Here is a 14,269-nt window from a genome sequence, read left to right as displayed (position 1 = left end):
AAAACTCATCGAACGCGGCTTATGCGGCGTTCGGCTTTTTAAATAGCCCCTCACGCCACCAAGCAATAGATGGAAATAGATAGTCACACGCGACTTGTGGCACGTAGCACCCTCTCATGCACATTCATTTTTTGAAGGCTTCGTTTTTCCTTTCGTAAACTCTTTGCAAAAAATGACCAAAGCAATCAACTAGGACTTTCCACCTAGTAACTATGTTTTTCAGTCACATAGATCAACATTCAGCCTATAAACGATCTCATTCCTAGCCGACTAGACGATGGTATAGCTTGCCAAATATGAACGTTTCGATCATTTTAGCCCTAAGAACTATCGAATCAGTCACACATATATTTCTGGAGACATCATGAGCATTTTTGAGTTTCGCGGCATCGTCCCCGCTTTGATCACTCCCATGGATGAACACGAGGAAGTCGATGAGAAGGGGCTTCGAGAACTGACTGAAACATTGATTAAAAAGGGTGTTCATGGCCTCTTCGCACTGGGTACCAACGGAGAGTTCTTCTCACTGTCGGACGACGAAAAAGTGCGCGTGGCAACCATCGTCAAGGACCAAGCGGCGGGCCGCGTTCCCGTATATGCCGGTACCGGTGGCTACACCACGCGCGGCGTTATCGAGCTGAACCGCCGCATGGAAGAGGTCGGCGTCGACGGTCTTTCGATCATCACCCCCTACTTCAACGGTGCAACTCAAGCGGAACTCATCCTGCATTACCAACGCATCGCCGAAGCTACACCGCTTCCGATTCTGCTCTACACCATTCCCGCTAAGGCTGGCGTAACCCTAACTGTCGAAAGCATCGCGAAGCTCTCCGAGATTCCCAACATTCGTGCGATCAAGGACAGCGGCGGTGATTTTGACCGCCTGGTCCAGTTGATCCGTCTGCGCCGTGACGACTTCGCCGTCTTCACCGGCACCGACTCAATGATCCTGTGGACGCTAATGGCCGGCGGTGACGGAGCCGTGGCCGCGACCACCAACGCTGTGCCTGACGTGGTTATGACCATCTGGAACGCTTGGCAGGCCGGCGACTTCGAAACCGCCCGCGAAGCTCAGGAAAAACTGCGTCCGCTGCGCAGCGCCTTTGCCCTCGGCACCATGCCTAGCGTACTGAAAACCGCCGCGACCCTTCTTGGTATGCCCGCAGGCCCAGCGCGTTCGCCGGTACAGGCACTTACCCCTGAAGCACTGGAAAAACTCAAGCAGGCGCTCAAGGTCTACGACCGTGTCGAGCGCTGATTCGAGCCGCGTCCAGTTATTGATCGTGGCCGATGACCTGACCGGCACGGCCGACTCAGCGATAGGTTGTGCCCGCGCGGGGCTCACCACCGCCGTAGTGCTTGGCGCGGATCACATCGAATGCGCCGACGCAGTGGCCATTGATCTGGACTCACGTGGAGAGAGCGCCGCCGAGGCAGCTCGTCGCCATCGCCAAGCGCTTTTCACCTGGCAGGGGCGCTTTCACTTTCTCTACAAAAAGGTCGATTCGACCCTGAGGGGCAACGCTGCTGCCGAGGTCGCAAGCCTTGTCGCGATTGGCGGCATGGCGATCGTCGCCCCAGCCTACCCCGCCACCGGTCGCACCACGCATGGTGGTCGGCAGTATCTCGACGGCATACCCATCGAGGAGACGGAGGTCTGGACTAATGAAGGCATTCAGGGCCGAGCGGACCTAGTCGAGATGTTTAACGCCGCAGCGCTCAAGACCGCAACCTTCAATCTCGCTGCACTTGGTCAAGACGATGACAATGTCGTTGCCGCACTGATTGCGCACCGCGAATCCGGTGTCCAAACGCTGGTGTGCGACGCCGAAAGCGACGCCGACCTGGCTCGACTAGCAGCGCTGAGCACACGCCTCGACGGCGTTTTCTGGGTAGGCTCGGCGGGTCTCGGTGACCATCTTCCTGCTGCGCTCGGTCTGGTAGGCACCCGAGAACCCATCCCCACGCTGGCAGCTGCACCTCACACCCTGATCGTCATCGGCAGTATGAGCGCCATCTCCCATCAGCAAGCCGACCGGCTTCTGGAAAGCATAGAGGCGCTCACGCTCATTGAAATAGACGCCATCGATCTGCGTGCAGATGCCCATGAAAGCGCCTTTCAAACACTCGAGATGCGCATCGACGAGGCGCTCGAACAAAAGCGCGACGTCATGGTACGCCTTCGCCAAGGCAATGATCGTAACGCCGCCGAAGGTCCAGCGCTCAGCCTAGCGCTGGCGCGCCTCCTCTCGCCACGCCTTGAGCGCGTTGAACGTCTTATCGCCACTGGCGGGGCTACGGCGCGAGCGCTTCTGGTCGGCGCGGACGTTACTCAGTTGACACTACTTGATGCTCCCGATACGGGCATGGCACGGCTACTTGCCGAAACGAGCACAGGCAGGTTGGAAGTCATTACCAAAGCCGGAGGGTTCGGCGATAGCAGCGCCTTTGAACGTATTTGGCACGGCCAGACACGTAACCACTGATTTTTTTATTCAGAAGGAATTTTCATGAGCGATCGTCCCGTTATCGGTATTACCATGGGCGATGCCGCTGGCATCGGTCCTGAAGTCATCGTCCGGGCACTGGCCCACGACGATGTTCACGATATTTGTCGCCCGCTGGTCATCGGCGATGCAGGGCGCCTACGCAAAGCGATGGACGTGGTCGGCTCTACCCTTGAAATGCATGTCGTTGAGACTCCCGCTGAGGCGCGTTTTCAGCGCGGCGTGGTCGAGTGCATCGATCTAGGCCTGATTCCCGATGACCTACCCTGGGGCCAGGTTTCGAGCGTGGCGGGCGACGCTGCCTATCGCTATATTGCCAAGACAGTGGAACTGATCGAAGCCGGTGAGCTCGACGCCATCTGTACCGCGCCCTTGAACAAGGAAGCACTGCACGCCGGTGGTCACGTATTCCCCGGCCACACGGAGCTTTTGGCGCATCTGACCGGCACCGAAGAGGTCTCGATGATGCTGGTGACTCCGAAGATGAAGGTCATCCACGTCACCACCCACCTGGGGATCATCGACGCCATCGCGCGAATTAACCCGGGGCTAGTGACACGCACCATCGAGCGCGCCCACGAAACGCTCGCCCGCGCCGGTAACAACAACCCGCGCATCGCCGTTTGCGGCATCAACCCACATGCTGGCGAAAACGGCTTGTTTGGCTACGGCGAAGAGGAAGAGAAGATCGTTCCGGCCATTGAGGCGCTGCGTGCACGGGGCTGGGACGTTGAAGGCCCACTCCCGGCGGATACTCTGTTCTTCCGCGCAGGTCGGGGCGATTTCGACTGCGTTGTTGCCATGTACCACGATCAGGGTCACGGCCCGGTAAAGGTGATGGGGCTTGAGGCGGGCGTCAACGTCACCGTCGGGCTACCCGTAGTACGCACCTCCGTCGACCACGGCACAGCCTTTGACATCGCAGGCAAGGGCATCGCCGACGAGCGCAGCCTCATTGAGGCGCTCAGTCAAGCTGTCGAGCTTGCCAGTCGGCATATCCAAGCGGCCTGATCCTGCGGGAAAGCACACGACACTCAAATAAAGCAATCTTCTAGACACTATTTGGCGGACAGGCGCTTAACAAGCCTGCCCGCCACAGCCACTTAAGGAGAGCGTCATGGAACGTATCGGTTTTATCGGACTCGGGCTGATGGGAGGATATATGGCCTCCAACATTCTTTCAGCAGGCTACTCACTCAAGGTGTTCGATCCCAAGCAGTCAGCGGTAGATGCCCTCGTCGCCAAGGGTGCGGATAGTGCCCAGAGCGCCGCAGACATGGGCGGAAGCTGCAGCATTGTATTCGTCTGCGTGCCCACGTCCGAGCATGTTGAAGAGGTGATCAATGCCGCCAACGGTCTACGCGCAGGCGCCAAGACGGCCGACAACAGACTGATCATCGTTGACTGTTCCACTTCTCAGCCTACCGTAACTCGCCGTTTGGCCGAGTCTTTGAAAGAAGACAGCATCACCCTGGTAGATGCAGCGCTCGGCGGTACACCCACCCAAGCTGAATCCGGCCAGCTACAAGCCATCGTGGGCAGCGACGACGAGACGCTTGCGCGCATTCGTCCAGTACTTGAAGCCTGGGCTGGCAAAATTTTGCACTGTGGCGGCGTGGGTACCGGCCACACCATGAAACTGCTCAACCAATTTCTGGCCATGAGCTACGGCGCGGTCTTTTCCGAGGCGCTGACCATTGGCGCGAAGGCTGGCATTTCACCTCAGGTATTCGATAGCGTGATTCGCGGTTCGCGTATGGATAGCGGCTTCTATCAAACCTTCTTCCAATACGTGCTTGAGCGTGACCGTAACGCGCATCGATTCACCTTGGCCAATGCTGGCAAAGACATCCGTTACGTTGCGGCGCTTGCCGATGACCTGGAAGTAAAGGCCGAAGTTGCTCATGCGGTAAGCGATCTATACGCCAGCGCGCTGGCACAGGGCGAGGGCGAAAAATTCGTTCCCGAGCTTTCCGACATTGTTGCCAACCGCCATCAGCTCAGCTTGTTTTAAGGAGCCTTCGTGAAAATTGTTTGCACCTCCCCGTCCTTCGCCAAGTACTCCAAGCGCCCCTATGAGTTACTCGAGGCGGCGGGCGTAACATTCGAGAGTCTACCCGCTGACATCAGTGAGGCAGACTTTATCGCCCGCGCCGCCGATGCCGACGCTGCCATTGTGGCTTTCAACCCAATGACGGCGGCTGTCTTTAGCGCACTGCCTAACCTTAAGGTCGTTACCAAGCACGGCGTGGGCGTCGACAATATTGACGTAGCTGCCGCTGAGCGCCAAGGCGTACGCGTAACCAATGTGCCCGCTGCTAACCGCCACGCGGTAGCCGACTTTACCTTCGCACTGCTGCTGTCGCTTGCCCGCGATCTCCCGCGCGTGGATGCAGCCACCCGTGCTGGTGAGTGGCCGCGCTGCTTTGGTCGCGACGTGCACGGAATGACGCTGGGCATCGTTGGTATAGGCAGTATCGGCCAAGCGGTTGCCAAACGCGCCGCTGGGTTTGAAATGCGCGTTATAGCTTTTGACCCCTTCGCAAATCCTGATGCGGTTGCAGCGCTAGGCGTGGAGCTTGTCGACTTAAATACACTCTGTCAGGAAGCGGATTTCCTCACCTTGCACGTCGGGCTATCGGAGCAAACACGCCACCTGATCAATGCTGAACGCTTGGCAATGATGAAGCCCACGGCCATGGTAATCAACGCCGCCCGCGGTGGCATTATTGATGAGAAGGCACTTTTTGAGGCACTTGATCAGAAGCGCTTGGCAGGAGCTGCAATAGACGCCTTCGAACAAGAACCTCTGACTCAAAGCCCTCTCTACTCGCTGAACAATGTGATCGTCAGCGCCCACATCGCCGGCTACACCGAAAATTCCCTGACCACACTAAGCACCACCTGCGTAGAGGACGTACTCGCCGTGCTGCAAGGCCAAGCGCCCAAGCACCCGATCACCCGATCACCGTCTAATGTTTCTTTATTTAAAGACCGACGCGAAAGCCCCGTCAGCGATTGAACAGCCGCCAATAGTTGGACGGCTGGTTTCTCTAACCGGCGGCCATGGCCTGAGTCCTGTATTGTACGGGGCTCAGGCCTTTTGGTTTTTGCTTGCGCTGGTGATTATAGTAGTGGATATAGCTTTAACCCGGTTCAGGTGGAAGTAATCCGCTTTCAGTGTGCCGAGAAGCTCTCCATGGCGGCATTGTCCAGACAATTTCCTTTCCTGGACATGCTGCGCAGTATCCTTTTCTCCACCACCATGCGGCGGTAACCAGGGTAGCTATAATGCCACCCTCGATCCGAGTACAGCAGAGGTCGGTCGCCTGGCTTTAGACGCTCGAAGGCACTCTTTAGCATGCGCTTGACTAGACCGAATACCGGTCGTGTAGCGGTCTGAAAGGCGATGATTTCACCGTTATACAGATCCATGACCGGTGACAGGTAAAGCTTCTGGTCATTGATCCTGAATTCGGTAACGTCTGTCACCTATCGCTGATTAGACTCTGAGGCCTGAAACCGACGTTGTAGCGTATTGAGGGCAGCGTAACCTACGGCCCCACGATAGGCTCGATATCGTCTGGGGCGAACAAGCGGCTTCAGGCCCAGTCGCTGCATTAGCCGTTGGACGGCCTTGTGATTGATCACCTCGCCTGCTTGTCGCAATACAGCGGTGATACGACGATAGCCATAACGCCCTTTATGGTGATCGCAGATCGTCTGGATCCGCGCCTTCAGTTACGCAGATGGATCGCGTAAATACTGACGCACAATCAGCAGATTGAAATCCTCGTCGTATTGCTTGCTCATAAAAACACCCCGAAGGTTGGATGGGATGTCCAACTTTCGGGGTGCAGTTCAGATGCTGGCGGGGGCTCTTTTTGGCGATGCGATGTGCCTTTGCTCTAACGCCTACTCTGCTAATTTTGCCACTTGACGTTGCTGGCGCCAGTTACGCAGTAGCGGTAGCAAGAGCGACATCGCGGCCAATCCTAGGAATAGCAGCGTAATCGGCCCTGACAGGAAGACACCAAGATCATCACGGGCACTCATAAGGCCAAGACGCAGGTTGGACTCGGCCATCGGCCCAAGGATCAAAGCGATACATAGCGCCGCTTGGGAAAAGCCGTACTTCTGCATGAAGAACCCCAGAACACCGAAACCGACCATGGTATAGAGATCAACAACGTTGAGGTTGATGGCCCAAGAACCGACAAAGCAGAACACCACGATTGAAAGCGTCAGGACACGCCGCGGCACGCGTAATATCTGGGTAAAGAAGCGAATGCCCAAAAGCCCAAACACAAGCATGAAAATCGTGGCAACGAACACCCCGGTAAAAATACCGGTCACCACCTCCGGGCTCTGCTGGAATAACATTGGTCCCGGCGCGAGGCCCTGTATCATCAGCCCCCCCATCAACACCGCTGTCACTACATCACCAGGAATTCCCAGCGCCAGTAGTGGAATCAACGCAGCCGCACAGACCGCATTGTTGGCACTTTCCGTTGCAGCAACGCCAGGAATATGGCCGGTGCCGAACTTCTCTGGGGTTTTGGATGTGCGCCGCGCCTCGTTATAGCTGATCCAAGCGGCCGTACCCGACCCCGTGCCCGGTATAATACCGATAAAGGTGCCAATTAATGAACCGCGCAGCATGGGCATACCGCTCTCTTTCACCTCTTGGCGGTTTGGCCAGATACCTCCGACTTTCATCCGCTCGATACGATCACTCAATATTTTTTCGATCTGAACGAACACCTCTGATAGTGCAAACAAACCGATCAGAGCAGGCGTAAAGGAAAAACCCGATGCGAAGCCCGATGCGCCAAAGGTGTAGCGCGAGATGCCGCTGATCGGATCGGCACCGACGCAACCGATCAACACGCCTAACAGACCCGCGATCGCGCCCTTGAGGATATCCCCGGAAAGGCTGGCGATAATCGTCAGGCCAAATACCGCCAAAGCGAAATACTCTGCTGGGCCAAACTTTAACGCTAGCGTCGCCAACTGGGGGGCGAGTGCAGCCAGCACTACCGCTGCGATGATCCCCCCAACAAAGGAGGCGATAGTCGCCATACCTAACGCCTTGCCAGCCTCACCCTTTTGAGCAAGCGGGTAACCATCGAGTACCGTAGCTGCCGAAGAAGGCGTTCCCGGCGTGCGCAGCAAAATAGCGGAAATACATCCTCCGTAGATACCGCCGATATAAATGCCGATGAGCATATTCAGACCCATGACGGGTGCCATCCCAAAGGTCAAGGGTATGAGTAAGGCTACCCCCATCGTGGCTGTTAGCCCCGGGAGAGCGCCAATAACCATTCCCCCCAGCGTACCTAGTGCGATGACCCAGAGAATACTGGGATCAAAGACGGCCAACACATACGATGAAATTTCCATAGCGACCTGCTCAAGCAAAAACAGTCAAAAAACACTTCCCCTCGCCATGGCGAGGGGAAGCCTTTTACGGGATTATTGGTTAACGCCGTACATGTTCAGTTGGCGGATAATCTCTTCAGCAGTGGCGGAATCGCTTTCAGCCAGCTCGCGGAACTCATCAGCCGAGCGGTAGTCGACAAACTCCCCCATTTCCTCCATACGCGCCAGGAACTCTTCATCCTGGAACGTTTCACGCAGTGCCTCGGAAAGAGTTTCTTTTACATCATCCGGAAGACCTTTGGGCGCAATCACGCCCTTCCAAGCAGACCATGTAAAATCCACACCCAGCTCTTCAGGCACCGGTGTATCAGGTAGTGCATCAATACGCTCCTCCTCCATTACCAGAAGCGCCGGGATACTTCCGGATTCGATGTGCGGTAACACTTCAGCAGGATGAGCAATGACGGCATCAATATGACCACCCACGCAGGCCGTTACTGCCGCCGAAGCACCGCCAAAGGGCATGCTGTTAAACTCGATACCGGCAGCACTGCCGAACCCTTCGATCGCGATATGGTTAGCACCACCCGCACCCGAGTTGCCTACGCGAACTTCACCGGGATGCTCCCGTGCGTAGTCGATGAAGCTTTCAGCATCCTCGAAGGGCGCGCCTTGGCATCCCGCTACCACCATCAGATTGCGTCCCATCAGGGCAAGAAATTCGACATCATCAAGACTGTAGCCCACACCACCGTAATGAGGCAGCATCGCCAAAGGCCCTTGAGCTCCCATACCCAAGGTGTAGCCATCAGTACGAGCATGGAGCGCTGCACTGGTACCTATGGAGCCGCCGCCGCCGGGCTGGTTACGTACCACGAGCGACTTACCCAGATATTTTTTCATAGTATCGGCCATAATACGTGCCGAGAGATCGGTACCGCCGCCCGCCGAGTAAGGAACGATAACTTGAACCGGGCGAACAGGGTAGTCGGCGGCATTTGCGCTAACCGCGGTCAAGAGTACACCGCAGCTTAAAGTGGCAAGAGTTGGGAGCAGTTTCATGTGCGTTCTCCAATGGTTTTAGTGTTTATTGTCAGTTTGGGCGGGTTGGGGTCTCTATTTGAAGAAGTCTCCCCTAGGGCAAGTAAACATCAAGCAGATGCGTAAAGCCGAAATAGACGCAGGCAACGATCACCGCGGGTACGAGCAGAAATTGAAGAGGCCGCCGCTCACGTAAAAGCAACATGCCAATAACGAATGTCGCCAACGTGCTGGGCAAATAACCAATTCGCTCAAATGAGATGGCGTAAGCGGTCATCAGGATGATAAATAACACCAGTACTACCGTTGCGTAGGATATCTTCGAGCTTTCAGCCGAGGACTTCTCGGAGACCTGTACGGGTGTGCGGACTCCTCGAATGAGCAAACCTACAGAAAGCAGCGCAATACCGATAATTGCAATCCAAGGGAGGAAGTCAGGTCCAGCTTGACTACCCGCCCCCGAGGAAGGCACCAACGTCGTCCGCCACGCTGCAAAAGCGCAGAAAGCCAACAGTAAAATCGCCAATCCGCAATCGGTTTTCTTAAGTGCCATGTTGCCCTACCCTTTAATTCGCTCTGCCTATATCGATACACCCTAGCTCCACCAAGGCGACCAAACCAATCAAAAACTTCACACCCTGCCGACAAAATGATCTTTTCGATCCTTTTTAGCAACCTGTCTATATTTATACATCAAGAAATAAAAACCAAAAAACAAAATCAAGTTACTGAAAATAATGCATTTTAATAAAACATCCACAAGATAGGCGCTATACTAATGTCTAAAGCAAACATGATCATAACAATCACAAATAGCGACTTTAGCCGTGGTGCAAGTAGCTCTCTTGGCTGGCATACTCACTGCCAATAAAATTAGCCGAGCTAACTTGCCATGAAAGTAGTTAAACGCCGTAAGGCCATGCTTGAAGCCGTGCGTTCGGGCATATGCAGTATCGAAGCACTATGTCACTACTTCAGTATTTCCGAAGCAACCGTGCGGCGTGATTTGGGTGCGCTATCGCGTGATGGTTTGCTTGTGCGGACTTATGGCGGTGCCGCTACGTCAATTGGCCAACGTGAGCCTGAGCTGACTCTTGAGCAGCGCCGCACACGGCAAGGCAATATCAAGATGCGCCTTGCAGAGTGCGCTTTAGACTGCATCGAAGATGGGGACACCCTGCTTCTAGATGGTGGCACAACCACTGCTGCTCTTGCCGCTCGTTTACATGAGCGCAAAGGTTTGCATGTTGTCACCAATAACATGGCGGCACTTCCGCTGCTCACCCATCTCCCCGAAGGACGTACAACAGTGCTAGGTGGCGACTTGCGTACGCCAAGCATGACGGTCTACGGCCCGCTTGCATTCGAGACACTGTCACGACTCACGGTCGACCGCCTCTTTCTCAGTGCTGACGGCGTCACCGAGCAGGGGTTATGCGAGGCAAGCCCTGACCAAGCTTGGCTAAAGGAAGCGATGATCGCACGCGCCGCCGAGGTATATGTTATGGCCGACGCCACCAAAATTGGTCGCGCCAGTCAGCAGCACTGGACCCCCTTGCCAGCACGCTGGACTTTGATCACCGATGGAGATGAGGATTTAACATCCATTTTCGCTCAGAGAAGACCAACTATTCTGCGACCGCGTTGAAAATCTCAATAATGGTGACTTGTAATATAAAAGAAAATCGGCACTGCGCAGGAAGCCAATGCTTGCATTAAGATGTAGTTAACACAGCGGGCGTTAAAAAAGCACTACTGCAAACATCAGCTATAGCTCTTAAACGCTCGTCTTGGGCTTAGCGCTAGCGCTCTCCAACACCCCCTCACGCCGCTCAACGGGCGTGCGCAACCAAAGCGTTAACAACACCACGGCCAGCAGCACTTCCGCCAGGTCGCCGCCGTAATACATCCATTGGGCGGCGGCCTGTACTTCCTCAAGCGAATGGCCAGTACCACGAGGCCAACCGTAGCCGTACATCAGCTTGCCCAACAGGCTATGAGTGGCAATAGACGCAAACAGTACGCCCATCCGAAAAAGCAGGCTCAGCCGATGGGGCGACACATCAGGCTCGGCCAGAATCGTCCAGCAGAACAGGTACCCGGCCAAAAGAAAGTGCAGGTGTATGACAACATGCACTATCGGGTGATGGAGAGATAGCGCATAAAGCGGCGTTAAATAGAGCACGTACATACCGCCGATATTGAGCACAAGTGCGCTAACCGGGTGTGAAACAAAGCGCACAAACCGGCTGTGTAGCAAAGCGACGACTCGTCTTCCGCCCGCCTGAGGCAAGGCGCGTAGCAGTAACGTAACAGGGGCCGCCAGTACCCAAGCGAGCGGTGCAAACATACCAATTAATAGATGCAAAACCATGTGGCCCACTAGATCATGGTGCGCCCAAGCCATTAAAGGGGGCGCCACGGCGATAGCTATCAGCAGACTACCCAGGCTAAAAAAGATACTTCGCCAAACGCTCCATCCGGCTGTTTGTTGCCGCTGGGCATAAGCGGCCAGAAGATACGCCAGCGTAAGTAGAACGATCAGTGCCACGGGCAGCCAATCAAGCATCGACCCATGAGCGGCGTGATCGTGAGCCTGCATGCTTAACGACGCGCCAAATGCTTGGCGCGAAAAAGCAGCCAGACGCCTACCAACAATAATCCTATCGCCGCGCCATTCCACACCACGTCATACATCAGCGGATCAACCCCATAGCGAATCTGGTGCAGGCGTAAAATCTTGTGGTTAATAACACCATCGAAAAGCTGAAACCCGCCCATCCCCAGAAAGAAGCCCGCTTGAGCCCATGGGATCGACAACCGTTTGCGCTGGGAAAGATCAAGCAGCATAAACACCCCAACCACGATGGCAAGGAGTTCAAAGGCATGCAGCAAACCGTCCGAGAGGATCCCAAACGCAGGTGTGGAGAAATCGAAAAAATGGTGCCATTGAAGCAGTTGGTGGAAGACGATTTCATCGACAGCGGCCATGACACCAATTCCCATCAGAATGGCTGCCCACAGCGAGCGTTGGGTATCAAATACTGATGAGGCGGGGTAGCTAGCCATGGCATCCTTGCTCCTGGAAGTTTCCCCTCAAGTTAGGTACGCCACGCGCTTATCGCAACCAGAAAGAGGTGATCCCAGGCTAATTTTAACCATGTTAAGCCTCATCGTTACCCCCTAGAATAGCCACGTCGGTGTTCTTTCGAGAACCTAATAGAGAATCCGCCGTGGCCTGGCCGCGAAACGGAACTGCCCCCGCAACTGTAGGCGGCGAGCGATGCTCGACAATGCCACTGGACGCTATGTCTGGGAAGGTGAGCTAGCGACGACCCGTCAGTCAGGAGACCTGCCGACACCCTAACCTTCATCGAGCGGGTCGGCTCGGCTGGCTACTTAGCCAGCTACACGCCAGCGGCCTGCTCATCATGCACGGGAGTGTACATGATGTTGAGATTAACCACGGCGGCTGTCGCCAGCCTTTGGCTTGGGCAAACCGCCAATGCCGCCACCGATTACCCCTTGACGCTTGAAAGCTGCGGGCACGAGATCACACTAGAATCGCCCCCTGAGCGGGTAGTGAGTATCGGCCAAGCGCCCACCGAGATCCTTTACATGCTGGGCCTTGAAGATACGGTTGCTGGCACCGCACTCTGGATTAACCCGGTACTGGAGGAGTTTGCTGACATTGACGCTAATGTCGAACGGTTGGCGGATGATGCACCAAGCTACGAAAGCGTGGTGGCTACCAAGCCCGACCTGGTGATATCTGCCTATGAGTGGATGATTGGACCCGCAGGCGTGGTCGGTACGCCTGAGATGTTTGCCGATGTGGGCATTCCCAGCTGGACCATGCCCACGGAGTGTATTGGCAAAAGCAACCACCAGAGCATGGACGGCGCCCGCACAACGCTGTTTGATACCGAACTGCTTTACAACAGCATCGCGACGCTTGCGCAGATGTTTGATGTTGCCGAACGCGGTGACGAGCTGATAACCGAACTGAAGGCGCGTGAAGCTGCGGCCATCGAAAAAGCGGCGGCTCTTGATTTACCGGACGATACTACCGGCGTGTTTTGGTACTCCTCCGCCGACCTGGGCATCGACCCTTACGTGGCAGGTGTTAATAGCGTGCCCGGCTGGATGATGTCGAAGCTGGGCATCGCTAACGTCGTGACATCAGAAGAGGAGTGGCCCACCGTCGGTTGGGAAACCATTGTTAGAAGTGATCCCACGTTTATTGCTGCCGCCAGAATGGATCGCCGTCGGTTCCCAGCCGACGACATTGCCGCCAAGCGGGCGTATCTTGCGTCAGACCCTGTCACCAGCATGACCGAAGCCGTGCAACAAGGCCGCATTATTGAGATTGATGCCCATGCGATGGACCCCTCGGTTCGAGCGATCTTTGCGCTGGAAGCACTCGCCAACCAGTTAGCGGAATTTGACCTATCACCGTGAGGCATTGCGCCGCCACATTGAGCGTGCCCCAAGGGCGCGCTTCTTACTCATTAATGTATGGGCTTACTCACTATGAAAATGATGCAACGACTTATTGTTCTGCTTGGTCTGCTACCGCTGGCGGCTCTAGCCAACACACATACCGTTGAGATGCTGAACCGCAATGATACCGGGCCAATGCCTTTCGCACCGGACTATCTTATTGTTCAACCTGGCGATACGGTGAAATTTCTAGCCACCGCCCCGGGGCATAATGCGGCCACCATTGACGGCATGATCCCCGAAGGCGGCGAGGCATTTGTAGGCAATATTAACGAAGAGATTGAGGTAACACTGAATGCCGAGGGCATTTGGGGCATTAAGTGCTCGCCACATTACACCATGGGCATGGTGATGCTGATTCAAGTCGGCGATACCACCGCGACGGAAGAGGATCTGCCCGACAACCTGCCTGCACCGGCACGCCAGCGTTTTGTTGAAATCCTGTCACGGCAGGCAAACAATTAACTATATTACTTTATCTATTAGGGCGGCTTGCCACATCAAACCGCCTTTCAAGATCAGCATTTATTTATCACCTCGCGAGTTTTGGTCACTTTTGATATGAAGAAGCTCTCTGGGTGAACTATCTAACATGTAATGTTGATCTTCTTTGCTCTCTATCCACTCAGATAACCAAGTGAGCAGACATTAAACATACGACGTTAACACCCACCAACATGCCACTTAGATCGCACATCGCCCCACCATCTCCTTTACGACACCTTGCTATCTAACAGCGACGCCACCATTAAAAAAAGAAACAACTGATAAGAAAAAATAAAAATCACTTTAAACACATCAACTATAGACTTCAAAAAAGTCATAAAAACTTACCG

At 55.0% G+C, this 14,269-nt stretch carries 13 protein-coding genes, 1 pseudogene and 1 riboswitch; of the genes and pseudogenes, 8 read left to right on the top strand and 6 right to left on the bottom strand.

The features are described from left to right. Positions 1 to 364: 364 nt before the first annotated feature. The 5 genes from dapA to CZ787_RS15440 all read left to right on the top strand — a co-directional run bounded on the left by dapA (position 365) and on the right by CZ787_RS15440 (position 5,529). Positions 365 to 1,258, top strand: a complete 894-nt coding sequence (dapA, locus tag CZ787_RS15455; protein WP_087110810.1) for a 4-hydroxy-tetrahydrodipicolinate synthase — start codon at positions 365 to 367, stop codon at positions 1,256 to 1,258. Continuing rightward, a complete protein-coding gene (locus tag CZ787_RS18995; RefSeq protein ID WP_217883888.1) occupies positions 1,245 to 2,486 on the top strand; it encodes a four-carbon acid sugar kinase family protein in 1,242 nt (413 codons plus the stop codon). Before dapA ends, CZ787_RS18995 begins: the two co-directional genes overlap by 14 nt. A gap of 24 nt (positions 2,487 to 2,510) precedes the next feature. Then, on the top strand, positions 2,511 to 3,518 hold the full coding sequence (pdxA, locus tag CZ787_RS18990; protein WP_217883887.1) for a 4-hydroxythreonine-4-phosphate dehydrogenase PdxA: 1,008 nt from the start codon (positions 2,511 to 2,513) through the stop codon (positions 3,516 to 3,518). A gap of 106 nt (positions 3,519 to 3,624) precedes the next feature. Continuing rightward, on the top strand, positions 3,625 to 4,521 hold the full coding sequence (locus CZ787_RS15445) for an NAD(P)-dependent oxidoreductase (protein WP_087110808.1): 897 nt from the start codon (positions 3,625 to 3,627) through the stop codon (positions 4,519 to 4,521). Between the two features lie 9 nt (positions 4,522 to 4,530). Further along, entirely contained in the window at positions 4,531 to 5,529 is a 999-nt protein-coding gene (locus tag CZ787_RS15440; RefSeq protein ID WP_087110806.1) for a phosphoglycerate dehydrogenase, read from the top strand. A 31-nt stretch (positions 5,530 to 5,560) separates the two neighbouring features. On the opposite strand, the pseudogene CZ787_RS19150 reads toward CZ787_RS15440, so the two are convergent. The 4 genes and pseudogenes from CZ787_RS19150 to CZ787_RS15410 all read right to left on the bottom strand — a co-directional run. Continuing rightward, a pseudogene (locus tag CZ787_RS19150) lies at positions 5,561 to 6,248 on the bottom strand (IS3 family transposase); the annotation flags it as partial. A 174-nt stretch (positions 6,249 to 6,422) separates the two neighbouring features. Continuing rightward, positions 6,423 to 7,910, bottom strand: a complete 1,488-nt coding sequence (locus tag CZ787_RS15420) for a tripartite tricarboxylate transporter permease (RefSeq protein WP_087110799.1) — start codon at positions 7,908 to 7,910, stop codon at positions 6,423 to 6,425. 72 nt (positions 7,911 to 7,982) lie between these two features. Further along, complete coding sequence (locus CZ787_RS15415) at positions 7,983 to 8,951, bottom strand: Bug family tripartite tricarboxylate transporter substrate binding protein (protein WP_087110797.1); 969 nt, start codon at positions 8,949 to 8,951, stop codon at positions 7,983 to 7,985. 73 nt (positions 8,952 to 9,024) lie between these two features. Beyond that, a complete protein-coding gene (locus CZ787_RS15410; RefSeq protein WP_087110794.1) occupies positions 9,025 to 9,483 on the bottom strand; it encodes a tripartite tricarboxylate transporter TctB family protein in 459 nt (152 codons plus the stop codon). Positions 9,484 to 9,822: 339 nt separating this feature from the next. Between CZ787_RS15410 and CZ787_RS15405 the strand changes: the two genes are divergently transcribed. Next, positions 9,823 to 10,578, top strand: a complete 756-nt coding sequence (locus tag CZ787_RS15405; RefSeq protein ID WP_087110792.1) for a DeoR/GlpR family DNA-binding transcription regulator — start codon at positions 9,823 to 9,825, stop codon at positions 10,576 to 10,578. 129 nt (positions 10,579 to 10,707) lie between these two features. Here the strand turns inward: CZ787_RS15405 and CZ787_RS15400 are convergent, their stop codons facing one another. Continuing rightward, on the bottom strand, positions 10,708 to 11,532 hold the full coding sequence (locus CZ787_RS15400; protein WP_087110790.1) for a cytochrome c oxidase assembly protein: 825 nt from the start codon (positions 11,530 to 11,532) through the stop codon (positions 10,708 to 10,710). Positions 11,533 to 11,534: 2 nt separating this feature from the next. Then, a complete protein-coding gene (locus CZ787_RS15395) occupies positions 11,535 to 11,999 on the bottom strand; it encodes a DUF2243 domain-containing protein (RefSeq protein WP_087110788.1) in 465 nt (154 codons plus the stop codon). A gap of 112 nt (positions 12,000 to 12,111) precedes the next feature. Next, positions 12,112 to 12,305: riboswitch (cobalamin riboswitch) on the top strand. Between the two features lie 72 nt (positions 12,306 to 12,377). Between CZ787_RS15395 and CZ787_RS15390 the strand changes: the two genes are divergently transcribed. Then, positions 12,378 to 13,391 carry an ABC transporter substrate-binding protein gene (locus CZ787_RS15390; protein WP_087110786.1) on the top strand — a complete coding sequence of 338 codons (1,014 nt, stop codon included), beginning with the start codon at positions 12,378 to 12,380 and terminating at the stop codon, positions 13,389 to 13,391. Between the two features lie 72 nt (positions 13,392 to 13,463). Then, the gene (locus CZ787_RS15385; RefSeq protein ID WP_087111266.1) at positions 13,464 to 13,898 is read left to right on the top strand and encodes a pseudoazurin; all 435 of its coding nucleotides are present in this window, start codon (positions 13,464 to 13,466) and stop codon (positions 13,896 to 13,898) included. The last annotated feature ends 371 nt before the right edge of the window (positions 13,899 to 14,269 follow it).

Origin of the sequence: Halomonas citrativorans (assembly GCF_900163645.1) — a bacterium.
Taxonomy (GTDB): domain Bacteria; phylum Pseudomonadota; class Gammaproteobacteria; order Pseudomonadales; family Halomonadaceae; genus Vreelandella; species Vreelandella citrativorans.
This window is presented reverse-complemented; position numbering and strand designations above follow the sequence as displayed.

Bases quoted from the DNA above. Each gene is read 5' to 3' on its own strand.
- dapA (WP_087110810.1), top strand. From the start codon at position 365: ATGAGCATTTTTGAGTTTCGCGGCATCGTCCCCGCTTTGATCACTCCC.
- pdxA (WP_217883887.1), top strand. From the start codon at position 2,511: ATGAGCGATCGTCCCGTTATCGGTATTACCATGGGCGATGCCGCTGGC.
- CZ787_RS15445 (WP_087110808.1), top strand. From the start codon at position 3,625: ATGGAACGTATCGGTTTTATCGGACTCGGGCTGATGGGAGGATATATG.
- CZ787_RS15420 (WP_087110799.1), bottom strand. From the start codon at position 7,910: ATGGAAATTTCATCGTATGTGTTGGCCGTCTTTGATCCCAGTATTCTC.
- CZ787_RS15415 (WP_087110797.1), bottom strand. From the start codon at position 8,951: ATGAAACTGCTCCCAACTCTTGCCACTTTAAGCTGCGGTGTACTCTTG.
- CZ787_RS15410 (WP_087110794.1), bottom strand. From the start codon at position 9,483: ATGGCACTTAAGAAAACCGATTGCGGATTGGCGATTTTACTGTTGGCT.
- CZ787_RS15405 (WP_087110792.1), top strand. From the start codon at position 9,823: ATGAAAGTAGTTAAACGCCGTAAGGCCATGCTTGAAGCCGTGCGTTCG.
- CZ787_RS15400 (WP_087110790.1), bottom strand. From the start codon at position 11,532: ATGCAGGCTCACGATCACGCCGCTCATGGGTCGATGCTTGATTGGCTG.
- CZ787_RS15395 (WP_087110788.1), bottom strand. From the start codon at position 11,999: ATGGCTAGCTACCCCGCCTCATCAGTATTTGATACCCAACGCTCGCTG.
- CZ787_RS15390 (WP_087110786.1), top strand. From the start codon at position 12,378: ATGATGTTGAGATTAACCACGGCGGCTGTCGCCAGCCTTTGGCTTGGG.
- CZ787_RS15385 (WP_087111266.1), top strand. From the start codon at position 13,464: ATGAAAATGATGCAACGACTTATTGTTCTGCTTGGTCTGCTACCGCTG.